Origin of the sequence: Amycolatopsis sp. WAC 01376, from assembly GCF_003947415.1 — a bacterium.
In the GTDB taxonomy this organism is placed as follows: Bacteria; Actinomycetota; Actinomycetes; order Mycobacteriales; family Pseudonocardiaceae; genus Amycolatopsis.
In genome coordinates, this window is record NZ_QHKL01000003.1 from 700,095 (window position 1) to 723,262 (window position 23,168).

General features: G+C 68.9%; 22 protein-coding genes. 14 read left to right on the forward strand and 8 right to left on the reverse strand.

Going from position 1 to position 23,168, the window contains the following annotated elements; all coding sequences use genetic code 11:
* Positions 1-105 precede the first annotated feature (105 nt).
* The 6 genes from pyk (at position 106) to DMH03_RS20125 (ending at position 7,793) form a co-directional block, all read left to right on the forward strand.
* Positions 106-1,530: a pyruvate kinase gene (gene pyk, locus DMH03_RS20100; RefSeq protein WP_125793529.1), complete on the forward strand. Its 1,425-nt coding sequence runs from the start codon at positions 106-108 to the stop codon at positions 1,528-1,530.
* Positions 1,531-1,860: 330 nt separating this feature from the next.
* The gene (locus DMH03_RS20105; protein ID WP_125793530.1) at positions 1,861-2,760 is read left to right on the forward strand and encodes an acyl-CoA thioesterase II; all 900 of its coding nucleotides are present in this window, start codon (positions 1,861-1,863) and stop codon (positions 2,758-2,760) included.
* Between the two features lie 459 nt (positions 2,761-3,219).
* Positions 3,220-4,107, forward strand: coding sequence for a helix-turn-helix transcriptional regulator (locus DMH03_RS20110; RefSeq protein WP_125793531.1), 888 nt, complete (start codon positions 3,220-3,222; stop codon positions 4,105-4,107).
* Between the two features lie 12 nt (positions 4,108-4,119).
* The gene (locus DMH03_RS20115; RefSeq protein ID WP_125785452.1) at positions 4,120-4,338 is read left to right on the forward strand and encodes a DUF397 domain-containing protein; all 219 of its coding nucleotides are present in this window, start codon (positions 4,120-4,122) and stop codon (positions 4,336-4,338) included.
* A 155-nt stretch (positions 4,339-4,493) separates the two neighbouring features.
* Entirely contained in the window at positions 4,494-4,706 is a 213-nt protein-coding gene (locus DMH03_RS20120) for a hypothetical protein (RefSeq protein WP_125785453.1), read from the forward strand.
* A gap of 63 nt (positions 4,707-4,769) precedes the next feature.
* Positions 4,770-7,793: a helix-turn-helix transcriptional regulator gene (locus DMH03_RS20125; RefSeq protein WP_125793532.1), complete on the forward strand. Its 3,024-nt coding sequence runs from the start codon at positions 4,770-4,772 to the stop codon at positions 7,791-7,793.
* 69 nt (positions 7,794-7,862) lie between these two features.
* On the opposite strand, the gene DMH03_RS20130 is transcribed toward DMH03_RS20125, so the two are convergent.
* From DMH03_RS20130 to DMH03_RS20140, 3 genes are all read right to left on the reverse strand, one after another.
* A complete protein-coding gene (locus DMH03_RS20130) occupies positions 7,863-9,476 on the reverse strand; it encodes a succinic semialdehyde dehydrogenase (RefSeq protein ID WP_125793533.1) in 1,614 nt (537 codons plus the stop codon).
* Between the two features lie 117 nt (positions 9,477-9,593).
* Positions 9,594-10,382, reverse strand: a complete 789-nt coding sequence (locus DMH03_RS20135; RefSeq protein WP_125793534.1) for a hypothetical protein — start codon at positions 10,380-10,382, stop codon at positions 9,594-9,596.
* Positions 10,383-10,485: 103 nt separating this feature from the next.
* Positions 10,486-11,100, reverse strand: coding sequence for a TetR/AcrR family transcriptional regulator (locus tag DMH03_RS20140; RefSeq protein ID WP_199748944.1), 615 nt, complete (start codon positions 11,098-11,100; stop codon positions 10,486-10,488).
* A 104-nt stretch (positions 11,101-11,204) separates the two neighbouring features.
* Between DMH03_RS20140 and DMH03_RS20145 the strand changes: the two genes are divergently transcribed.
* Together DMH03_RS20145 and DMH03_RS20150 are read left to right on the forward strand one after the other, a co-directional pair.
* Complete coding sequence (locus tag DMH03_RS20145; protein ID WP_125785522.1) at positions 11,205-12,356, forward strand: acyl-CoA dehydrogenase family protein; 1,152 nt, start codon at positions 11,205-11,207, stop codon at positions 12,354-12,356.
* Positions 12,357-12,388: 32 nt separating this feature from the next.
* Complete coding sequence (locus tag DMH03_RS20150; protein WP_125793535.1) at positions 12,389-13,531, forward strand: CaiB/BaiF CoA-transferase family protein; 1,143 nt, start codon at positions 12,389-12,391, stop codon at positions 13,529-13,531.
* Here DMH03_RS20150 and DMH03_RS20155 read toward each other — a convergent pair.
* Positions 13,528-14,064, reverse strand: a complete 537-nt coding sequence (locus DMH03_RS20155; RefSeq protein ID WP_125793536.1) for a GNAT family N-acetyltransferase — start codon at positions 14,062-14,064, stop codon at positions 13,528-13,530. The genes DMH03_RS20150 and DMH03_RS20155 overlap by 4 nt on opposite strands.
* A 10-nt stretch (positions 14,065-14,074) precedes the next feature.
* Positions 14,075-14,860, reverse strand: coding sequence for a crotonase/enoyl-CoA hydratase family protein (locus DMH03_RS20160; protein ID WP_125793537.1), 786 nt, complete (start codon positions 14,858-14,860; stop codon positions 14,075-14,077).
* A 131-nt stretch (positions 14,861-14,991) separates the two neighbouring features.
* On the opposite strand from DMH03_RS20160, the gene DMH03_RS42355 reads away from it, so the two are divergent.
* The 5 genes from DMH03_RS42355 to DMH03_RS20180 all read left to right on the forward strand — a co-directional run bounded on the left by DMH03_RS42355 (position 14,992) and on the right by DMH03_RS20180 (position 17,931).
* The gene (locus DMH03_RS42355) at positions 14,992-15,147 is read left to right on the forward strand and encodes a hypothetical protein (protein WP_162182762.1); all 156 of its coding nucleotides are present in this window, start codon (positions 14,992-14,994) and stop codon (positions 15,145-15,147) included.
* A 350-nt stretch (positions 15,148-15,497) separates the two neighbouring features.
* Positions 15,498-15,977 carry a helix-turn-helix transcriptional regulator gene (locus DMH03_RS20165; protein ID WP_125793538.1) on the forward strand — a complete coding sequence of 160 codons (480 nt, stop codon included), beginning with the start codon at positions 15,498-15,500 and terminating at the stop codon, positions 15,975-15,977.
* 131 nt (positions 15,978-16,108) lie between these two features.
* Positions 16,109-16,996 carry a lytic transglycosylase domain-containing protein gene (locus DMH03_RS20170; RefSeq protein ID WP_125793539.1) on the forward strand — a complete coding sequence of 296 codons (888 nt, stop codon included), beginning with the start codon at positions 16,109-16,111 and terminating at the stop codon, positions 16,994-16,996.
* A 185-nt stretch (positions 16,997-17,181) separates the two neighbouring features.
* The gene (locus DMH03_RS20175) at positions 17,182-17,553 is read left to right on the forward strand and encodes a hypothetical protein (protein WP_199748945.1); all 372 of its coding nucleotides are present in this window, start codon (positions 17,182-17,184) and stop codon (positions 17,551-17,553) included.
* Between the two features lie 24 nt (positions 17,554-17,577).
* Positions 17,578-17,931: a DUF3817 domain-containing protein gene (locus DMH03_RS20180; RefSeq protein WP_125785463.1), complete on the forward strand. Its 354-nt coding sequence runs from the start codon at positions 17,578-17,580 to the stop codon at positions 17,929-17,931.
* Here the strand turns inward: DMH03_RS20180 and DMH03_RS20185 are convergent.
* Positions 17,928-19,349 (reverse strand): MFS transporter, encoded by a 1,422-nt coding sequence (locus tag DMH03_RS20185; protein ID WP_233611563.1) that lies wholly within the window; start codon positions 19,347-19,349, stop codon positions 17,928-17,930. The two genes, DMH03_RS20180 and DMH03_RS20185, sit on opposite strands and share 4 nt — an antisense overlap.
* 137 nt (positions 19,350-19,486) lie before the next feature.
* Between DMH03_RS20185 and DMH03_RS20190 the strand changes: the two genes are divergently transcribed.
* Positions 19,487-20,056 (forward strand): TetR/AcrR family transcriptional regulator, encoded by a 570-nt coding sequence (locus tag DMH03_RS20190; protein WP_125793540.1) that lies wholly within the window; start codon positions 19,487-19,489, stop codon positions 20,054-20,056.
* A 221-nt stretch (positions 20,057-20,277) separates the two neighbouring features.
* On the opposite strand, the gene DMH03_RS20195 is transcribed toward DMH03_RS20190, so the two are convergent.
* Together DMH03_RS20195 and DMH03_RS20200 are read right to left on the reverse strand one after the other, a co-directional pair.
* The gene (locus DMH03_RS20195) at positions 20,278-21,852 is read right to left on the reverse strand and encodes a cation acetate symporter (RefSeq protein WP_125793541.1); all 1,575 of its coding nucleotides are present in this window, start codon (positions 21,850-21,852) and stop codon (positions 20,278-20,280) included.
* Positions 21,849-22,271: a DUF485 domain-containing protein gene (locus DMH03_RS20200; RefSeq protein WP_125793542.1), complete on the reverse strand. Its 423-nt coding sequence runs from the start codon at positions 22,269-22,271 to the stop codon at positions 21,849-21,851. Before DMH03_RS20200 ends, DMH03_RS20195 begins: the two co-directional genes overlap by 4 nt.
* Positions 22,272-23,168: the final 897 nt, after the last annotated feature.

The following is a 23,168-nucleotide window of genomic DNA, read 5'->3' on the forward strand; positions in this document are numbered from 1 at the left end:
TCGAACCCCGATCAGCGGTTGTCCATCCCAGGTGAACTGACACTTTTCTTGAACTTTCGGTATCGGTACAGACGTATCCGCGATGAGGGACTACGCTGTACGAACGTGAGCCGACGCGCGAAGATCGTTTGTACCCTGGGCCCCGCGACCGCTACGCCGGAGAAGATGCGGCAACTCGTCGACGCCGGGATGGACGTCGCGAGGATGAACTTCAGTCACGGGACGCACAGCGACCACAAGCAGGTCTACGACCTCATCCGCAACGCCGCCGCCGAATCCGGCCGCGCCGTGGGCATCCTCGCCGACCTTCAGGGGCCGAAGATCCGTCTCGGCACCTTCGCGGGCGGTCCGGTCGAGTGGCACAACGGCGACATCGTGCGCATCACCGTCGAGGACGTCGCGGGTACGCACGACCGCGTCTCGACCACCTACAAAGGACTCGCCGACGACGCGAAGCCCGGCGACCGTCTCCTCGTGGACGACGGCAAGGTCGGCCTCGTCGTCAAGCAGGTCGAGGGCCCGGACGTCGTCTGCGAGGTCACCGAAGGCGGCCCCGTCAGCAACAACAAGGGCGTTTCCCTGCCGGGGATGGACGTCTCCGTCCCCGCGCTGTCCGAAAAGGACATCGAAGACCTCGAGTTCGCGCTCGAACTCGGCGTGGACTTCATCGCGCTGTCGTTCGTCCGCTCGCCCGCCGACATCGACCTGGTCCACCAGGTGATGGACCGCGTCGGCAAGGGACGCCTCCCGGTGGTCGCGAAGATCGAGAAGCCCGAAGCGGTCTACAACCTCGAAGCCATCGTGCTGGCCTTCGACGCGGTGATGATCGCTCGTGGTGACCTCGGCGTGGAACTCCCGCTGGAGCAGGTCCCGCTGGTGCAGAAGCGCACCATCCAGATCGCCCGCGAGAACGCGAAGCCGGTCATCGTCGCGACGCAGATGCTCGAGTCGATGATCAACAGCTCCCGGCCGACCCGCGCCGAAGCCTCGGACGTCGCCAACGCGGTGCTCGACGGCGCGGACGCCCTCATGCTGTCGGGTGAGACCAGCGTCGGCCGCTACGCGATCGAGGTCGTCCAGACCATGGGCCGGATCATCGAGGCCGTCGAGACCGACTCGCCGGTCGTGCCGCCGCTCTCGCACGTCCCGCGCACCAAGCGTGGCGTCATCTCCTACGCGGCCCGTGACATCGGTGAGCGGCTGAACGCCAAGGCGCTGGTCGCCTTCACCCAGTCCGGTGACACCGTCCGCCGGCTCGCGCGGCTGCACACGCGGCTGCCGCTGCTGGCGTTCACGCCGGAGGAAAGCGTCCGCAGTCAGCTCGCGATGACCTGGGGCACCACGACGCGGATCGTGCCGAAGGTGGGTTCCACCGACCAGATGATCCAGCAGGTCGACCACGCGATGCTCGAAATGGGCAAGTACGCCAAGGGCGACCTGGTGGTCATCGTGGCCGGTTCCCCGCCCGGGACCGTCGGCTCGACCAACCTCATCCGGGTGCACCGCCTCGGCGAGGACGACCACGCCTGACCCTGGTCACGCCAGGCCGCGACTATGCCGTGAAGGCCTCCTTCCCTACCTTCAAAGTAGGGAAGGAGGCCTTCACTACGTCGGGGCTGGGGTGGTCGAGTGGGCTCGCGTGACTGGATGGACGACACGCGTGTCTGAATGGACGACACGCGTGATCAGGCGGACGCCTCGCGGGGGAGTTCGGCCGCACGACCACCTGTACGCGCCCTCACCAGAGACACCGACCACCGCGAGCCGTGAGTTGTCCTCACCTGTCCCGAAGGTGGCCTTCGCGACAAACGTCCCGCCTCACCCGGGACCGGGGCACCCTTACGGCCTAAAGTTCAGGACATGACTGAGATGGCCAGGGAAGCCGCGGCCGGTTTCGACAACGCCGGCGGAGTGGGCGGCCAGCCCGTGCTCGACCGGCTGGTCGCGTTGCTGGACTTGGAGAAGATCGAGGAGAACATCTTCCGCGGGGTCTCGCCCGCCCACTCGCCGGTGCGGGTGTTCGGCGGGCAGGTCGCCGGGCAGGCGCTGGTCGCCGCGGGCCGCACGGTCCCCGAGGAGCGGAAGGTCCACTCGCTGCACGCGTATTTCATCCGCGGCGGCGACCCGAGTGTCCCGATCGTCTACGAGGTCGACCGGATCCGCGACGGCCGTTCGTTCACCACCCGCCGCGTCGTGGGCATCCAGCACGGCAAGGCGATCTTCTCCCTGTCCGCCTCGTTCCAGAAGGACGAGGGCGGCATCGAGCACTCCGAGGGCATGCCGGACGTCCCGGACCCCGAGTCGCTCCCGACGTTGCAGGAGCGCGCCGAGGGCTACTTCATGGGCAATCTCGACCGGCCGCGCCCGATCGACCTGCGATACGTCAACGACCCGCCGTGGGTGACCAGGAAATCGGGCGAGCGGCCCGCCAGGAACCAGGTCTGGATGCGGGCCGACGGCAAGCTCCCGGATCAGCAGTTGCTGCACGTCTGCGTCCTGACTTACGCCTCCGACATGACGCTCCTGGATTCGGTCCTCGCGCGCCACGGCGTCTACTGGGACCTCGACAAGGTGATCGGCGCGAGCCTCGACCACGCGCTCTGGTTCCATCGCCCGTTCCGGGCCGACGAGTGGTTCCTCTACGACAGCGCGTCGCCGACGGCGTCGGGTGCCCGCGGCTTGGCGACCGGCCGGTTCTTCGCCGCGGACGGAACGCATATCGCGACCGTCGTGCAGGAAGGTCTTCTCCGGGTGGTGTGAACGGTGACGTTCCGCATCGGAGAGGCGTCTTGTCCACCCTTTAGAGGGAATGGCGAAACGCATTAACATCTGGAGCCAGAGCATTACGGAATGGTGGAGATAAAGGGAGGGCCGGAACCGATCGGGGGACGGCTCCGGCCCTGCTCCGGGGGTGAATCCGGCCTTGACGGGTATCCTTCCGGAAACCCATCGGTGCAGCTCGCGGCCCCGCGCCAGTGCCGCGAACGGGTCCGCTGCCGCCGGTGAAGGCGGGCGTACCGCGTTGCACAATGCTCAACCTACAACGGCAATCTGCAAATTGCAGGATGAAAATCCGGCCGGGCCGGAAAATGCTGGTGTGACCATCTCACCGAATGTGTCTCGGGCTGGTTAGATGTGCTTCGTGCGGCGTTACTGAACACTGTTCTCCTCGCCGTGTCGCGATCGATGGTGCTCGGACAGCCCTGTGGAGGTGCCGTGATGACGAGGGGTCAGGGGCCCACCGTGCGCCGCCGACGGCTGGCGAGCGAGCTGAGGCGGTTGCGCGAGGCGGCGGATCTCACCATCGACGAGGTGAGCGAGAAGCTCGAATGCTCGGCGTCGAAGGTCAGCCGGATCGAGACCGGGCACGTCGGCGTCACCCCGCGCGACGCGCGCGACATGCTCGAGCTGTACGGCATCGCGGGCGACGAGCAGGAAGCGCTCGTCCAGCTGGCCAGGGAAGCCCGCAAACGCGGCTGGTGGCATGCGTATAACGAGGTGTTCACCGGCACCTTCGTCGGCCTGGAGGCGGACGCGAGTTCACTGCGGGCGTTCCAGGCGCTGCTGGTGCCGGGACTGTTGCAGACCGAGCGCTACGCCAAGGCCGTGATCAGGGCGATGCGGCCCGACGCCGAAGACGCCGAGATCAGGCGCAGGGTCGCGGCGAGGATGGCGCGGCAGGAGCTGCTGACCGATCCTTCGCCGCCGGAGTACTGGGCCGTCATGGACGAAGCGGTCCTGCATCGCACGGTCGACGGCCCCGAGGTGATGGCGGAACAGCTGTACCGGATGGTCACGATGGCGGCGCAGCCGAACGTGACCGTCCAGATCGTGCCGTTCGGCGCGGGGGCCCATCCCGGGATGGAGGGTCCGTTCCTCATCATGGGCTTCCCCGAACTGGCCGACACCGACGTGGTCTACGTCGACAGCACCTCCACTGGGCTCTACCTGGAGGAACCCCCGGACGTCCGGCGATACGCGTTGATGTTCGACCATCTGCGTGCCGCCGCGTTGAAGCCGGACGACTCGGTCGAGGTGATCGCCGAGGCCGCCGGAAGGTTCGCCGAACGGGCGGCCCTCTCGGAGAAGTCCCTGGAAACAAAGTAAGGAGTGGGGAGCATGACGCCCAACGATGATCTTTCCCAGGCCCGGTGGTTCAAGAGCAGCCACAGTGGCGGCGGCAACGACTGCGTCGAGGTCGCCTTCACCGGTTCCGGTGCCGCCCTGAGGGACTCCAAGGACCCCGAGGGAGGTGCCTTCCGCCTCTCGCCGCAGGCTTGGCGGGGGCTGCTCGGCGCCGTGCGGCCGAGTGGCCCGGGTCACGCCCAGAACCACTGAAACTCGACCCCTTACGCCGCCCGAGCAGGGGATAGGCCGGCGTAAGGGGTCGAATCACGTCCGGGTGTAGGTGATCACCCGATGCCGCAGGGCACCCCTCAGGACGAATCTCATCACTACCAACCAAGGCAGTGAGTTCCTAAGGGGAAACAGTGATGAACACGAACGACGCTCTACTCACCGGAGTACTGGCCGAGGTCGAGTACCGCCGCGAAGAGCTCCAGCGAGCGGGCCGCAGCGTGTGGGTCGACCGGGCCCGCCGGGCGGGCAAGCGCATCCGCGCGCACCGCGCCGAAGTACGGGTGCCCGCCCAGCAGCGGCGCGAGGCGCGACAGGCGCCCGCCCGCAGCGGCGAGATCACCCGGTAGAGGTCGAGTGCGATGAAGCTCTCGGCTAAAACACAGGCGAAGTTGTCGGCCCGGTAGGCAAGAATGCACCTCGTGCCCCGTCTTGGCTCCGGAATCCCGATCGTCGCCCGCACTCAGGAGATGCGGCAGCTCCGCGCCGCCTTCGCCCGTGCAGAACGGGCCGAGGCCGGCGCGGTGCTGCTCTCCGGTGACGCCGGCGTCGGCAAGACCCGACTGCTGACCGCGCTCGGCGAGTTCGCCGCGGGCGCGGTCGCCCTGGTGCTCACCGGGCGCTGTATCGACGTCCATGAGGGCGGTCTTCCTTATCTTCCGTTCGCCGAGGCGCTCGCGCCGTTGGCGACGACGTCCGATCCCGCGGTCACCGCCGCGGTCCGGGCCCGGCCGGCGCTGGGCAGGCTGCTCCCGCAGATGCAGCAGGCGGAGGACTACCCCGCCATCGAAGACGGTCAGCTCACCGCGAGCGAACGGGTGTCGACGCAACGGCTCCGGCCCGAACAGGACCTCGGCCAGCTCCAGCTGTTCGACGCGGTACTGGGGGTGCTGACCGTCATCGCGCAACGCCGGCCCGTGGTGATCCTGCTGGAGGATCTGCACTGGGCCGACGGCTCCACCCGGAACCTGCTGTCCTTCCTGCTGACGAGGCTGCGCACCCAGCGGCTGCTGGTGGTGGCGAGCTACCGCGAGGAGGACGTCCACCGGCGGCATCCGCTCCGGGCCGTGCTGTCCGAGGTGGTGCGCCTCGGCGCGGTCGAACGCGTCGAGGTCAAACCGTTCGGCGCCGAGGACGCGCGCGCCTTCGTCGAGGCGCTGGCCGACGAGCCGATCGCGCAGGACATGATCGCCGACATCGTCGCCCGCTCCGAGGGCAATCCGTTCTTCGTCGAGGAGTTGCTCGCGTCGGCGAAGGACTGCCGTGAACTCCCCGCCGGGCTTGCCGAAGTGCTGCTCGCCCGGGTGGAACAGCTTTCCCAGATCACCCGCCGCGTGCTGCGTGTGGTCTCGGTCGCCAAGGACGCGGTGGCGCACGCCGCGCTCGCCGAGATCTCCGGTCTGGACGAACTCGAACTCGACGAGGCACTGCGCGAAGCGGTGCAACATCACGTACTGGTGATCGAGAACGGTTTCTACACCTTCCGCCACGCTCTGTTGCAGGAAGCGGTCTACGGCGACCTGTTGCCGGGGGAGCGGGTGCGCATGCACGCGGCCTACGCGTCGCGCATCCGCAACCGGACGCAGGGGCGCGGCCAGGACGCGCGGCTCGCGCACCACAGCCTGGAGAGCAAGGACTTCGTCACCGCGCTGGCCGCGTTGCTGCGCGCGATGGACGAGGCGGAGAAGCTGGGCGCGCCCGGTTCAGCGCTGCGGCACGTCGAGCAGGCACTGTCCATTTGGGACGCCGTGCCCGCGGCGGACCGGCCGCCGGAGGTCGACGAACTCCGGTTGCTGCACGAAGCGTCGTATTTCGCGAGCACGTCGGGGGAGCCGGAGCGGGCGGCCGCCTATTCGCGGTCCGCGACCGAGGCCCTCGGCCCGGACACCGGCAACGAGCGGTCCGCCAAGGTCTGGCGACGGCACGCGGAGGCGCTGCTTGCGGTCGACGGCACGCTGGACGAGGTCATCGAGGCGATCGACAAGGCATGGGAGCTGGTCGAGCACACCGAGGCGAGTTCCGCGCGGGCCTGGGTGCTCGCCACCAGGGCCGGGATCCTGCGGCTGATCGACAGGCACGAAGAAGCGCTGCAATGCGCGCTGGCCGCGGTCGCCGACGCCAGGGCCGTCGGCGCGGACGGGGCGGAGGCGGCGGCGCTGGTCTCGCTCGGGACGCTGGCCGATTCGGCTGGCGACGTCGAAGAGGCGCGGGAGCGGCTGCGGGAGGCCGAGCGGAAGGCCAAGGAGTCCGGCGCGCTCAACGGCGAACTGCGGGCGCTGCACTTCCTCGGGCTGAGCTACGACGACAGGGCCGAGATCCGCTCCGCGCTGAAGTACTACGCCAAGGGCATCCAGCGGGCCAAGGAGACCGGGCTGACCTGGAGCTCGTTCGGGATCGAGCTGCGGACCAAGCACCTCACGCTGCGGTACGTCAGCGGAGACTGGCCGGAAAACGATGACGCCGGTCGCGCGGGCCGAGGCGTTTCGAGTGTCGTCGCCGGGCGGTTCCTGGCGATCTGGGCGCAGTTCGTCGTCGGCCAAGGCCGGTTCGCGGACGCGGACAAGATCCTCCCCAGTTTGCGTCAGCACTGGAGTGCGGACTACTCGATCGCGCTCGCGGCGGGTGACGCCGCCATCCAGCTCGCGTCGTGGCGGGGGGACCACGCGGGCGCGGTGCGGCAGGCGCACGAGCTGATCGACTGGCTCGAAGAGACCGAACCCGCGGTGCTCGGCGGGATCCGGATCAGCGTGCACGGCGTCGCGGCCGCCGTCGCACAGGCTGCCGAAGCCAAGGTGCGCGGCGATGTCGCGACGGTCGAGGCGGCGGTGAAAGCGGGTGAGGAGATGCTCGCCCACGGCCGCCACTGCGCCGAACACGGCATCCCGCGTTCGGTGTCGCTCGGCCCGGAGGCGCTGGCGTGGCTCGCCCGGCTGGAGGCGCTCGGCAGCTGCCTGCGCGGCGCGGGAGACCCGGAGCTGTGGGCGAAGGCGGTCGAGGCGTTCGGGTACGGCGCGGTGTACGAGCAGGCGATATGCCGCCTGCAGCACGCGAAGTCCTTGCTGGCGTCCGACGGTGACACCGCGCTCGCGACGTCGGAGCTGCTGGCCGTGCACGCGGTGGCCGACCGGCTGGGCGCGTGCCCGCTGCGCGAAGCCGTCCGCGAGCTCAGCCACCGGGCGCGTGTCGAGCTTCCCGGCGAGGCCGCGGCCCCGCGACGTGACGTCGTCGACCCGCTCACCGATCGCGAACGCGACGTGCTGGAACGCGTCGCGCTCGGCCGGACCAACCGGCAGGTCGGCGAAGAGCTGTACATCAGCGAGAAGACGGTGAGCGTCCACCTTTCGCGCGTGATGGCGAAACTCGGCGCGAGCCGCCGGGCCGAGGCGGTCGCGATCGCCTACGACCGGGGCCTGCTCGCCGCGCCGACCTCTTCCTAGCCGCGTTTAGTCCTCTGAATGCGGTTCTTGCCCGCGCAACTACCGCATTCAGAGGACGAAATGCGTGGGTCAGCGGCGCGGGAGGCGGCGAAGCACCTTGAGGCCGGCGCTCAGACCCCGTGCCCACAGCTTCGGCGGGATTCCGCGGCCGGGGCGCAGCGGCATCCCGCGCTGCACCGCGATCGCCTGGGCCTCGGTGTACTTGAGCAGTCCTTCGGCACTGTTGCGGCGCCCGACACCGGACTCCTTCATCCCGCCCATCGGCAGCCCGACGGTCCCGAAGGTCGCCGCGAAGCCTTCGTTGACGTTGACGGTCCCGGCCTTCAGCCGCGCCGCGACCTCCCAGCCCGCGCGGCCGTTACGCGACCACACGCTCGCGTTGAGCCCGAACTTCGTGTCGTTGGCGCGCTCGATCGCGTCGGTGACGTCGGTGTAGCCGTAGATCGACACGACCGGCCCGAACGTCTCTTCGGCGAACAGTTTGACGTCCTCGGTGACGTCGGTGAGCACGGTCGGCTCGTAGAACAGCGGGCCGAGGTCGGGCCGGGCTTTGCCGCCGGTGAGCACCTTCGCGCCCTTGGACCGGGCGTCCTCGACGTGCCCCGACACCGTCTCCAGCTGGGCTTCGGAGGTCAAAGATCCCATCTGCGCCTGGTAGTTCAGTGCGCCTCCGAGCCGAAGCGCGGAGGTCTTGGCGACGAAGGCCCGCGTGAACTCCTCGCGGATCGACTCGTGGACGTAGATCCGCTCGACCGAAACACACAGCTGCCCCGCGGAGGAGAAGCACGCGGTCACCGCGCCGGTCGCGGTCTTGGCGATGTCCGCGTCGGGCAGCACGATCATCGGGTTCTTGCCGCCGAGTTCGAGCGAGTAGCTCGTCAGCCGCTCCGCCACCTTCGCGGCGAGGCCCTTACCCGTGGGCGTGGATCCGGTGAAGCACAAGTAGTCCGACTCTTCGACGAGCGCGTCGCCGATCCGCGAGCCGCGGCCGAGCACGATCTGCCAGACGCCGGCGGGCAGCCCGGCCTCCTCGGCGATCTCCTGCAGCCACAGCGCCGAGAGCGCGGTCTGGTTGTCCGGCTTCTGCACGACGGCGTTGCCCGCCGCGAGCGCGGGCAGGACGTCCATCGCGGTCAGCGCGAGGGGGTAGTTCCACGGCGAGATGATCCCGACGACACCCTTGGGGTGCCGGATCTCGCCGACCTTCGTCAGCACCGGGATCAGCCCGGCGGCGCGACGCGGCGAAAGGAACTTCGCGCTGTGCTTGCCGTAGTAGGCGGCTACGAGCGCGGTGGCGCTGACCTCGTCGAAGGCGTCCATCCGGGCTTTGCCCGCCTCGATCTGCACGAGGTCGAGCGCTTCTTCCTGCCGCTTCAAGACCAGGTCGTGCAGGCGGATCAGGATGCGCTGGCGGTCTTCGACCGGCCGTTCGGCCCACGCGCGCTGCGCTTCCCGCGCCTGGCCGTACACGGCGCGGACGTCGGCGTCGGTGGCCTGGGGGAGGGTCGCGATCGGCTGCCCGGTGAACGGCGCCCGCATCTGGACCGGCGCCGAATCCTCGCCGCCCACGACCCGCCGCACGAGCCGTTCCGCCCTGGCCATGGCCGGGGCGCCGGGGACGCCGCCGATGGTGGACGGTCCTTCGGTGTGCTGGCCCGCACTCGCCGGTGTCGTGCTCGTCATGCCGTCTCCGTTCCATGCGGCGTGGAGCCGGAAGGCGCCACGCAGAGCCCAGGGTGTTACCGACGAGTACAGCATACTGCCGGTATGGAGACTGTCCACCGCTGATATGAATAAGTTTCACATATTGTCGGGCCGTGGCGGATTGTCCGGCGACGGGCGCAGGATGTCCTGCTGCTGCAACGCGGAGCCCGCGGGTGGTGTCGGGGGTGACGGCGGCTCGTAGGCCTGCGGATATTGCTGCTGAGGGACGCTGGGAGCGTAAGGGCTGTAGGTGGCCGGGTAAGGGGCCTGAGGGGGCGGCGCCGGTTCACGCCGGTTGGCCACGACCGCCAGCCCGATCGTGAGCAACGCCACGAGTCCGCCCGCGAGCAGGATCCAGAATCCGCTCCCGGTGCCGTAGCGCGAGACGAAGCGGCCGGTGTCCTGCCCGAAGCTCAGGCTCGCCGAGATGTCCATGCCGAGCATCCAGACGCCGATCGCGGTCCCCGCCCCGCCTGCGACCAGCAGTGTCCTCGACGTCGTCGCGGCCGGCGACCCCGAACTCCGCCGATACGAGGCGAAACCGACCGCGGCCCCGGCGAACAGCGTCAGCGCGGCGGCGGACAGCGGGATGCCGTAGCGGGCGACGTGCGTCTTGTCGTAGAACTCCTTCTCCTCCGCCGACGGCTCGATGTCGAAGCTCCGCGTCCAGCCGGTCTCGGCGAATTTCGACACCGTCTTGCCTTCGGAGACCTGTTCGTACGTCGACTGCGGGAGAAAAGTCGCGAGGAGGACCAGCAGACCGGCGAAAACTCCCATCATCGCGGCGAAGAGCCGGGGGAGCCGCACGTCGGACGGCGGTCGCGCGGGCTGCCCTGCGCCGAACGGGCCAGTCGGTTGGTACGGCTGCTGCTGCGGCGCGCTCATGGTCGGCTCCTCCGCCGGTTTTGTTGTCCAGCAAGGAATTTCACCATGAATCGGCCGACGAGATAAGTGTCACCTGTGCTCTGGTCAGCGGCTCCCGCGCGTGCTACGCGGAGGTGTCCTCGTACAACATCACCGCGATCCGTTTCCATTCGTCGAGCAACTGCCGCCGCCGCTTCGGATCGCCACCGAGTTCGGCGTCCAGCGCCAGCCCGCGGGTGAGGTTCACGGTCAGCCAGAACAGGATTTCCGCGCGCTCCTTCGGCAGGTCCCCGGCGACCGCGGTGATGTGCTCCAGCGTCGAGCGGCCCAGCGCCCGGTCGACCGGGCGGATCGCCTCGCGGAGTTCGGGGTCGGTGCGCGCCGCGACCCACAGTTCCGTGGCGGCCGTGGACAGCGTGCCCGAGTAGCCCTCCCACAGCAGGTCGATCGCCGCCGCGACGCCCGAGGCGCCACCGGGAAGCGCCGAGATCGACGTCGCGAGCCGTCCGCGCAACTTCTCCGTCAGATGTTCGACGGCGGCCGCCATGAGTTCGGCCTTCGCGGAGAAGTGATGCTGCACGGCGCCCTTCGAGACGCCCGCGCGGGCGCAGATCTCCTGGACCGAGGTGCGCGCGTAACCGAGGTCGACCAGGCAGTCGATGGTCGCGTCGAGCAGGGCGGTGCGCGTCTGCTCACGCCGCTCGGCCTGGGTGCGATGGGTCCTGCCGAGCACACTCACCGGATCGGGCCCCCTTTACGTGCAGCTCGGTACGGATGTACATTCCGCTTGGAACTTACATCCTAAGCGTCATGTTTTCCAGGTCCGATCAGGAGGCGTTGGCCGTGCCCTTGCAGATCCAGAAGAGTTCGTGGAGCACGACGGAGCTCGAAGACCTCCGGGACCTCGCCCGGACCTTCTGCCAGAAGGAACTCGTGCCGAACCAGGAGCGCTGGGCGGCCGAGAAGAAGGTCGACCGCGAGCTGTGGACGAAGGCGGGCGAGGTCGGCCTGCTGGCCCTGTCCATCCCGGAGGAGTACGGCGGTGGCGGCGGCACGTTCGCCCACGAGGCCGTGCTCTACGAAGAGCAGGCCCGATCCGGCGACAGCGCATGGGGCGTCACCGTCCACAATGGAATCGTCGCGCACTACATCCTGGAGTACGCCGGCGAAGAGCAGAAGAAGGCGTGGCTGCCGAAGTTCGCCTCCGGCGAGATGGTCGGCGCGGTCGCGATGACCGAACCCGGCACGGGTTCGGATCTGCAGAACATCAAGACGCGCGCGGTCCGCGACGGCGACCACTACGTGATCAACGGCGCGAAGACGTTCATCACCAACGGTTTCCACGCCGACCTCGTCGTCGTCGCGGTGAAGACCGACCCGGACGCGGGCGCGCAAGGCGTCTCGCTGATCGCCGTCGAGACCGACACCCCCGGCTTCAGCCGCGGCCGCGTCCTCGACAAGATCGGCCTCAAGGGCCAGGACACCGCGGAGCTGAACTTCGACGACGTCCGGGTGCCCGCCGCCAACCTCCTCGGCGGACAGGAAGGCCTCGGCTTCATCCAGCTGATGCAGCAGCTGCCGCAGGAACGGCTGATCATCGCCGTCACCGCGGTGGCCGGGATGGAGGCCGCGATCGACCAGACCATCGCCTACACCAAGGACCGCCAGGCCTTCGGCCGCCCGGTCTACAACTTCCAGAACACGAAGTTCAAACTCGCCGAGGCCGCGACCGAGGCCGCCGTGTCCCGCGCGTTCCTCGACCAGTGCATCGAACGGCATCTGCGCAAGGAACTCGACGTGCAGGGCGCGGCGATGGCGAAGCTGTGGACCACCGAACGGGTCAACAAGGTCGTCGACGACTGCCTGCAGCTCTTCGGCGGCTACGGCTACATGACCGAGTACCCGATCGCGCGTGCGTGGGCCGACATCCGGATCTCCCGTATCTTCGGCGGCACCAGCGAGATCATGAAGGAAATCATCTCCCGCACGCTGTGAAACCCGTTGCCGTACCAGGAAAGGACGTGGCGATGAAGGCTGGGCCACTGAGCGGGCTCAAGGTCGTCGAACTGGCCGGGCTCGCCCCGGCGCCGTTCGCCTGCACGATCCTCGCCGACCTCGGCGCGGAGGTCGTCCGGGTCGACCGGGCGACACCGGGCAACGACGTCATCGGGTTCCCGAACGATCCGCTCGCGCGGGGCAGGCGCTCGATCGGCATCAACACCAAGACCCCCGAGGGCGTCGAACTGGTGCTGAAACTCGCCGACGACGCCGACGTGCTCATCGAGGGTTTCCGTCCCGGCGTCGCCGAGCGGATGGGCATCGGGCCGGAACAGGTCCACGCCCGCAATCCGCGGCTGGTCTACGGCCGGATGACCGGCTACGGCCAGGACGGCCCGCTGGCGACCGTCGCCGGGCACGACATCAACTACATCGGCATCTCCGGCGCGCTCGAACCCATCGGGCACGCCGGGCAGCGGCCGGTGGTGCCGCTCAACCTCGTCGGTGACTTCGGCGGCGGTGGCCTCCTGCTCGCCATGGGCGTGCTGGCGGCGCTGTTCGAACGCCAGGCGTCCGGCAAGGGACAGGTCGTCGACGCGTCCATGGTGGACGGTGCGGCGCTGCTGACCACCAGCCTGCACGGACTGCTGGATTCCGGGCTGTGGCCGGGCGGGCGCGGCGAGAACATGCTCGACGGCGGCGCGCCGTTCTACGACACCTACGAGACCGCCGACGGCAAGTACGTCGCCATCGGCGCGATCGAGATGCGGTTCTGGGGCGATCTGGTGAAGGTGCTCGGCCTCGATCCCGAGGAGACGCCGGTCCACGTCGACAAGAACGAGTGGCCGAAGCTGCGCAAGATCGTCGCCGAGGCCGTCGCGAAGCACACTCGCGACGAACTCGTCGCGAAGGCCGAAGGCACCGACGCGTGTCTGACGGCGGTGCTCTCCCCGAGGGAGGCGCCGTCGCATCCGCACAACGTCGCGCGCAAGACGTTCGTCGACGTCGGCGGCATGATGCAGCCCGCGCCGGCGCCGAGGTTCGACCGCACGCCTGCCGAGACGCCGGAACCGCCGCGGCCCAAGGGTGGCGACACCGCCGAGGTCCTCGCCGAACTCGGTGTGGACGCCGACGGGATCGAACGGCTCAAGGCCGCCGGGGCGATCGCCTAGAGGCGTTCCGGGTCGGGGCCCAGGTCCGATCGCAGCATCGAGTAGAGGATGTGATCGCGCCAGGTCCCGTCCCGGAACGCGTAGCCGCGGAGCACGCCTTCGCGGGTGAAGCCTGCCTTCGTCAGCGAGCGCTGCTCGGCGACGTTGCCCGCTTCCGTCGACGCCTCGACGCGGTTCATCTGCGTATGCGCGAAGAGGTAGCGGACCAGCAACCGCTGGGCCTCGGTGCCGTGGCCGTGGCCGCGGGCCTCGGGGATCAGCACGAGCCCGGCGTTCCAGCAGTACGACGTCGCCCCGGATCTGGTCTTGTGCCAGGAGACGAAACCGAGCCGCTGCCCGTCGAGGTCGATCATCAGCATCCCGTTGTCCGCCGCGAGCATGCCGGTCTCCGCCCAGCGGCGGCGCAGGAAATGCGGGTCGTGCCAGCCGTGCCACTCGAACGCGCCCGCGGCCCGCGGATCGTTCGTCAGCGTTTCGAGCATCGGCAGGTCGTCTTCGTACACCGGTCTGAGCGCGACTCCGGTTTCTGTCATCCGACAGACTTTAGGACGGATCGCCCTCGAAACTGCCGTGACGCCCCGCGCCGTCGCTGAACCGGCTCGCGCCCTTGACGGCTTCTTCGGCGAGCCCGCCGCCGATCAGCGCGTTCGAGAACTCGGCCCGCATCGCCTCGTCTTCGGTGAGCCCGTACTGGCCGTACGCGGACTTGCGGTCCGCGCGCAGGCACGCCTGGGGGAACGCGGCCAGTTCGCGCGCCAGGGCTTGCGCGGCCGCCAGTGCCTCGCCGTCGGGCACGACCCGGTTCGCAAGCCCGATCGCGAGCGCCTCGTCGGCGTCGACCGGCCTGCCGGTGAGGATCAGGTCCATCGCCCGCGAATGCCCGATCAGCCGGGGGAGGCGCACCGTGCCGCCGTCGATCAGCGGGACACCCCAGCGGCGGCAGAACACGCCGAAGACGGCCGTGCTGTCGGCGACCCGCAGGTCGCACCACAGCGCCAGTTCGAGGCCGCCCGCGACGGCGTGCCCGCGGACCGCGGCGATCACCGGCTTCGACAGCGTCATCCGCGACGGCCCCATCGGCCCGTCACCCGCCGGGCCGAGCGAGTTGGTGCGGCCGGTGCCGACGGCCTTCAGATCGGCTCCGGCGCAGAAGGCGTCACCCGAACCGGTGAGGACGGCGACCGCGGCCTCGTCGTCGGCGTCGAAGGCGCGGAACGCGTCCGCCAGCGCGGCCGCGGTCGGTCCGTCCACCGCGTTGCGGGCCCCCGGCCGGTTCAGCGTGATCGTCGTCACGGGTCCGTCCCGGTGTACGAGAACGTTTTCGCTCATCGATCGCTCCCTCGGGAATCCGGGTGGGCAACAGGGCCCCGATCTCCTTAAAGTGGTGACAAAGTCCGCAGTGCGCGCGGAGTCATCGTCTGGACACTACGGTGTGATGGGATGGAGCCATGTCGCCCGGCTTGAAGAAATTCGTTGTGATCGCCGTTGTCGCGCTCGTGCTCTTCTTTCTGATCAGCAGGCCGACCCAATCCGCCGACGCCGTCCACACCGCACTCGGCTGGCTGCGGTCCGGTGCCGAAGCCATCGTCACGTTCGTCCGGAGCCTCTTCTCCTGACCCACCGCGGTGATCACCGGTGTCCTCGCTGACGCCGGTGATCACCGTGCGCGGCCACCAGCGGTTATCACGCACAGTCACCCGCCTCCGGTTTCGGTCGAGCGACTCGACCATCCGGGTGGATTGCCCCCGAAAACCCGCTGGTCGACGAATTCGTGCCCTGGAAGCTCTGGCGGAAAAGACCTCCGCGCCCCTACGGTGCTCACATTGCGTGATCGGTTGGTCCTCAAGGCGCCGGAGCCGGCCTCCTGAGTGAGGAGTTTCCGCAGGTGCGAGCCCCAGGGCAGCGGAACTTTCAGCCGGGCAAGTAAGTCAGGACTTGTCAGTCGGGGAATCATGAGGAGGCAGGGATGACCGGAGATCCCGGAGTCGATGCGTTGATCCGGCAGTGGGCCGCGGAACGCGAGCAGACCCCCGAGGAGCAGGAGGCCGACCGCATCGCGTCGGCGTGGCTGGCGGACGTGCGGCAGGCTCCCGGCATTCCCGGCCAGCGTCAGCAGTCCGGTCAGGCGCGCTGGGCGCCGGTCGAGGCCGCCGATCCCGGCTACCTCGACGCGATGCGCAGCCGGCTCCCGGAGGTCCCGCAGGACCTGCTCGTCGCGGCCGCCGGCTGGTGGCAGATGGTCGGCGGCGTCGCCGAGGCCGAAGCCTGGTGGGACGCCGGCATCAGCCCGCTCGACCAGCGCGCCCTCGACTACCGCGCGGCCGGGCTCGCCCCGTCCGACCTGAGCCGTCGTCTCGGCCCCATGACCGTCTTGCAGCACCTTCGCCGCGGCAGCGCCCCGGCCTGGTGCGTGGCGCGGCTGGCGAGGCAGCAGAAGTCCGCCTGATGAGAACTTCTCGCACACGCGGGTGAACCGGCGTGGCAGGGGCGATCTCGACCAGCGCGTAACGCTAACCTGCGCGGGCTCGTTGTTCGAGCATCGGTCGTGATCGCCGCCCACGCTGGAGGACCCGCTTCGTGCGCACCACCCCGGAAAACGACGAGCTCGTCGCCGACCCGGCCACGCCCGCTCCGCCACGTCGCGGGGTGGGCGCCGCCGTACTCGGCAGGCTGGTGATCGTGCTGGCCGTGCTCGGCCTCGCCGGGGGCGGGATCTGGCTGGTGACCAAGGCTTCCGCCCCGGTCGCGAGCCCGACGACGATGGAGATCCCCGCGCTGCAGGTCAAGGCGGCCGACGTCAAACCCGGCTCGGTCGCCCCGGTCAACGCCACTCTCGCGGGCGGCGCCACTCAGCAGACCGCGCCGCAGCAGGCGCAGCCGAAGCCGGGCAAGGACCCGCTGACCGGCTGGACCGAGCGGGCGGCACAGGCCACCGGCATCCCGGCCAGGGCGCTGTTCGCCTACGGCAACGCCGAACTGGCGATGCGCCAGATGCAGCCCGGCTGCAAGATCTCGTGGGCGACCCTGGCGGGCATCGGCCGGATCGAGTCGAACCACGGCCAGTACGGCGGCGCCGTCCTCGGCCAGGACGGACGGCCATCGAAGCCGATCATCGGCGTCCCGCTCGACGGGTCGCCCGGCGTGAAGGCGATCGGCGACACCGACCGAGGCCAGTTCGACGGGGACGCGGCCGTCGACCGCGCGGTCGGCCCGATGCAGTTCATCCCCAGCACCTGGCGCCGCTACGCCGCCGACGGCAACCGCGACGGCGTCGGCGACCCGCAGCAGATCGACGACGCGACACTGGCGGCGGCGCGCTACCTGTGCGTGAACAACCGCGACATGTCGGCCGCCTCGGGCTGGTGGCAGGGGATCCTGTCGTACAACAACTCGACCGAGTACGCGCAGAAGGTCTTCGGGCTGGCGGACGACTACGCGAAGGCCGTCGCCGCGGGCCGCTCGTGAGTTTCGGTCCGTGAGGGCGCTCTGAAATGTCATGAAAGGGTCGTTCAGGACAAAAAATGTCCTGAACGACCCTTTCATGACATCCAGGGGAGGGCGCATCATCCCTCGCGGACCGGCTCGGGACCAAGGTCCCGAGCGCCCAGGTCGGCGAAGTTTCCCACCGCGACCAGTGCTAGCGTCGATGCGTGTCCGCATCGTCAGCCACCCTGCGCCGTCTCGGCATCGCCGGCGTCTGCCTGGTGAGCCTGGCGCTGTGCTGCGGGCTCGCCTGGTGGCAGTGGGAGCGGTTCTCCTCGGCGAGCGGGACGTTCCAGAACCTCGGCTATGTGTTGCAGTGGCCGCTGTTCGGGCTGTTCCCCGCGTTCATGTTCTGGCGGATCCGCAAGCTCCGCCGTCAGGCCGCCGAGGCCGACGCCCAGGAAACGGTGGCCGAGCTCGCCGTTCCCGAGGTGCCCGCGCCCCGGCAGCGGCGCGCCCCGGCGCCGCCGCCCCCCGAGGACGACGAGCTCGCCGCGTACAACAGGTACCTTCGCGAACTCAACGCCCGCGATCAGTAGTTCCCCAGAGAGGTTCGAGACCCTATGACCACCCGAACTGACGACGCCGCCCCGGCCCGCCCGGTTTCGCTGGGCGGACCGCTGATCCGCTTCCGCGTCGCGGCGTACGCCACCGGTGTGGCCCTGCTCGGGCTGGTCGTCGAGATGCTGCTGCAGTACGTCTTCCGCGTGGAGCTGCCCCAGTTCGTGAAGATGATCCCCATGGTCCACGGCGGGCTCTACCTGGTCTACCTGCTGCTCGCGGTCGACCTCGCGATCAAGGCCCGCTGGTCGATGAAGGGCACCCTCCTCGTGCTGATCGCCGGCTGCATCCCGTTCTTCTCCTTCGTGATGGAGCGCAAGGTCACGCACAAGGTCCAGGCGGGCGCGAAGCTCTAAGCCCGGCGCCGGAAGGTCAGCGCCACCAGGAAGGACACCGCCGTCACCACGGCGGCGGCGGTGAACGCCGCGGTCATCCCGTCGACGGTGGTCTCCGCCGGAGTGCCGGACGGCGTCCGCGTCACCGCGCCGAACACGGTGATCAGGATCGCCAGCCCCAAGGTCGCCCCGACCTGCTGCAACGTCTGCAAGGCGCCGCCCGCGGCCCCCGCGTCGTCGGTCGGGACCGTCGCCATGATGATCACGCTGAGCGGGGAGAACGCCAGCCCCGCGCCGACGCCCATCAGCAGCATCGGGCCGAGCAGATGGGAAAAGTAGCCGCCGTCCGTGGTGAGCGTGGTCAGCCAGACGACCCCGCCGGTCATCAGCGCGGTCCCGGTCAGCGCGAGTGGTTTCGGCCCGAACCGGGGGAGCAGCTTCGGGATCAGCCTGCTGAGCCCGAACATGCAGACCGCCATCGGCAGGAACGCGAAGCCGGTCTCCAGCGCGGCGAAGCCCGCGATGTCCTGCAGGAACTGGGTCAGGAAGAAGAACATCGACATCATGGCCATCGGCCCGAGGAAGAAGTTGACGTAGGCCGCCGCGCGGTCGCGTTCGGCGAACAGGCGCAACGGGATCAGCGGCTCGCTGACCCTGGTCTCGATGGTGACGAACGCGGCCAGCAGCGCCAGTCCCGTGGCGAGAGCGCCGAGGGTGATCAGGTCACCCCAACCGTGCGAAGCGGCGTGGGTGAAGGCGAACACCAGCGAGCCGACGCCGAAGGTGCCGGTGAACGCGCCGGGAAGGTCCAGCCGGGCGCGTCGCCGGGGAGGGTCGGCGACGTAGCGCGAGGCGAGCAGGACGATCGCGAGCCCGAACGGGACGTTGATGTACAGCGCCGCGCGCCACGAGATCCATTCGGTCAGCAGCCCGCCGAGCAGCAGGCCGATCGCGAAACCGCTGCTGGACATCGCCGAGAACAACGCCAGCGCGCGCACCCGTGCCTTGGCTTCGGTGAAGGTGCTGGTGATCAGCGCGAGAGTGCTCGGCCCGGCGAGCGCGGCGCCGACGCCCTGCGCGATGCGGGCGGCGATCAGCAGTTCCGCCGAACCGGCGAGGCCGCCGAACAGGGAGGCGGCGGTGAACACGGCCGCGCCGACGACGAACATCCGGCGGCGCCCGAACACGTCACCCGCCCGGCCGCCGAGCAGCAGCAAGCCGCCGAACACCAGGCTGTACGCCGTCATCACCCAGGAGAGGCCAGTGTCGGTGAAGCCGAGTTCGGACTGGATGCGGGGGAGCGCGACGTTCATCACCGTCGCGTCGAGGATGAGCATGAGCTGGCAGGTCAGGATGATGGGGAGGACCAGCCGGTGTGGAGGTGGTAGGGCCCCGGCCGTCTCCGGCCTAGGCTCGGCACGCAGGGTTCGTTCGGTCAAGGAATACTCCAAAGACGTAACGAGATGAAGCGGAGAGACTCTCCACTTGAGGTCGTGAGCGATGATATGGAGGCAGTCTCCGCTTACGCAAGTGGATTCGGAGAACCTCTCCGTTTTCGTCGCCCGAGGAGGTGCAGATGGTCACGGCCGATCCGGCCCGCCCCATGCGCGCGGACGCGCGGCGCAACTACGAGCGCATCGTGGCCGTGGCGAAGGAGGCTTTCACCGCCGACGGCGTGGACGTGCCCGCCGACGACATCGCCAAACGCGCCGGGGTCGGCGCGGGCACGCTGTACCGGCACTTCCCGACGCGCGACAAACTGATCGAGGCCGTCTACCGCGACGAGATCGACGGATTGGCGCAGCAGGCCTACGACCTGCTCGACGAGTTGCCACCGGGCAAGGCGCTCGAGACGTGGCTGGCCACGCACGTCATCTACGTGGTCGAGAAGCACGGGCTCGCGATGACACTGAAGGCGTCCGTCGACGCGGGCTCCGAAGTCTTCGGCTGGTGTCAGTCGCGGTTGCGGGCCGCCGCCGACACGATCGTGAAGGCGGCGCAGGACGAGGGCGCGCTCAGGGCCGACGTCACCGGCGTCGACATCCTGCGGCTCGGCCACGGCCTGGGTTCGGCGGCGAGCAAGGCTTCGGAGGAGGACACGAAGCGGCTTCTCGCGATCGTGCTGGACGGCCTCCGGACGCCATGAACGGTCCGTTCCTGGCAAATTTTGCAAGGAACGGACCGTTCATGGCGCGCGTCAGGGGGTTCGGCGCGTTCGCTTGTCGAGCCCGGTCGCCGTCTGTGCCCAGCCTGCCCAGCGACCGACGTCCGCGTTGCGAAAGCCACTTTCGCAACCTTCAACGTCGCGAAAGTGGCTTTCGCGGCATGCCGCGGCCGCGAGGCTCGCCGGTCCGCGGCGGGCGCGCGTCAGGAGCCGATCCCGGTGAGGGACCGCACCTCCATCTCCGCGTGCTTGACCGGATCGGCCTTCGAGCGGCCGACGAAGGTGCCCACGAACCCGCACAGGAACGAGAACGGGATCGACACCAGGCCCGGGTTCTTCAGCGGGAACCAGTGGAAGTCGACGCTCTTGATGATCGAGTCCGCGGCCCCGGACATCACCGGCGAGAAGAACACGAGCACCAGGCTCGCGATCAGCCCGCCGTAGATGCCCCACAGCGTGCCGGTGGTGTTGAAGCGTTTCCAGAACAGCGAGTACAGCAGCGTCGAGAGGTTCGCCGACGCCGCGACGGCGAACGCCAGTGCCACCAGGAACGCGATGTTCTGCCCGTTCGCCAGGATGCCGCCGACGATCGCGAACGCCCCGACGGCGACCGCGGTCAGCCGGGCGACCCGGACCTCCGCGGCCGGTTCCGCCTTGCCGTTCTTGAAGATGTTGGCGTAGACGTCGTGGGCGAAGGAGGCGGACGCGGTGATCGTCAGCCCGGCGACGACGGCGAGGATGGTCGCGAAGGCCACCGCCGAGACGACGCCGAGCAGGACGGTGCCGCCGATGTTCAGCGCGAGCAGCGGCGCCGCCGAGTTCTCCCCGCCGGGCGCGTTCTTGATCGCCTCCGGGCCGACCAGCGCGGCCGCGCCGAAGCCGATGACCAGCGTGCAGAGGTAGAAGAGGGTCATGCAGGCGGTCGCCCAGACCACCGAGCGCCGCGCCTCGCGCGAGTTCGGCACGGTGTAGAAGCGCATCAGCACGTGCGGGAGCGCGGCGGCGCCGAGGACCAGTGCCAGCGCCAGCGAGACGAAGTCGAGCTTCGTGACCTCGCTCTTGCCGTAAGAGCCGCCGGGCTGCAGCAGTTCGTCACCGAGCGGGCTGTTGTCGGCGGCGGCCGCGAGCCGGTTCGAGAAGCTGAAACCGAACTTGCCGAACAGGAACACGGTGATCAGCGCGCCGGTCAGCAGCAGGATGGTCGCCTTGATGATCTGCACCCATGTGGTGCCCTTCATCCCGCCGACCAGCACGTACAGCACCATGACGACACCGACGACGCCGATCACCAGCGCCTGGCCGATGCCGCCGTGGATGTCCAGCAGCAGCGCCACCAGCCCGCCGGCACCCGCCATCTGCGCGAGCATGTAGAAGAAGGAGATCACCAGCGTCGACGTCGCGGCCGCGGCGCGGACCGGGCGCTGCTTCATGCGGAAGCTGAGCACGTCGCCCATGGTGAAGCGGCCGGTGTTGCGCAGCAGTTCCGCGATCAGCAGCAGATCGACCATCCACGCGACGAGGAACCCGATCGAGTACAGGAAGCCGTCGTAGCCGTGGATCGCGATCGCCCCGGCGATACCGAGGAACGACGCCGCCGAGAGGAAGTCACCCGAAAGCGCGATGCCGTTCTGCCGTCCGGTGAAGGCGCTGCCCGCGGCGTAGTAGTCCGAAGTGGACGAGTTGCGCGTGCTGACGCGGTACACCACGTACAGGGTGATCGCGACGAAGAGCGCGAACACCGCGATGTTCAGCACCGGGTTGTTGTCGGGGATGCTCATCGCTCACCCGCCCCGACGGAGGCCCGCAGCGCCTCGACCTTGGGGTCGAGCCGCTTGTTAGCGAACTTCAGGTAGGCGATGGTGATCAGGATCGTGCTGGCGAACTGGCCGAGCCCGAGCAGGATGCCGACGTTGACCTCGCCCCACACCTTCCGGCTCATGAAGTCGTGCGCGTAGGCCGCCAGCAGCACGAACGTCATGTACCAGGTGAAGAACAGCAGGCTCATCGGGAACACGAACCGGCGGAAGGTCTTGCGCAGCGCGACGAACTCCTTGCCGTGCTGGATCCGGTCGAAGTCGGGGCCGGTGGCGCGCGGCGGCGGGGGAGCGGGCCGGCGCTCGCGGACGAACAGCGCGGGCATCTGCCCGGTGTCCTCCAGGGCGTTGCTCGCCGCGTAAGGACGCGCGACGTCGGGCATGGGTTCCTCCGGGGCTTGCATCCGTGGCGCGGTACGGGAGCGCACATACTAACTACGGCTTCACGCGCTCTGAATAGGCGACCCCGGTTCCGCGAAGGCAAGCGCTCGGTATTCGGTTTTACCTCGTATTAGTGTTTCCGGAAATCGTTTCGGCCGGAATGAACCGGCTTTATCACTCGTAATAGTGAGCAGGGTTGTCACGCCGGGTCGTCGCCCGAACGGCCCACTGCGGCAAACGATGGACGGTGACCACGCTCTGTCCCTCGTTTTGGTGACAGATCGTAGTTTCGCTACCGGCTCGCGACGGGTTCCGATACCGTGCCCGCCATCCCGGACCGGGGAAGATCCCCCGCTTCACCGGGCGTCTCGAAAGAAATCACCACGTCGGGCGACAATGAACCGGCTTGGGCGGCAAGGCCACAACATCGGGCACATATTTGGGCTTGACCCACCCGTTGGGGGCACGGAAAGTAGTTCGACCGGGCGACGCGGCTACCGTACGTGGGCTGAACGGGTGATAAGGGCACCCTGTGTATCCGCGCAAGCCGTAACCGGAATTCCCTCGTTTGTGACGCGCAGGCGGATTTCGGGCCCCGTAGATCGTTCGTGAACACACTTTTCGCTGGTCAGCCCCCGTATGCCGAACGGAATTGACGGCACCCGGATTGGTGTACGATTCTTTGGCCCGGCTGACCCGCTGTGACCGATTGGCAAAGAAAAGTTGATCTCGACGACCATGCACTTCGCAGGTTGCGACCTGCACGTGCAGGTGCAAGACCTCTCGATGCGGACCGGTGTACCCAGGGACACTCGGGACACCCGGATCGCCGGACAGGGTCCCTCACGTCGCGATCGATCACGGGGTCAGTCCGGGGTCGAGTTCCCCGCGAGCGGACG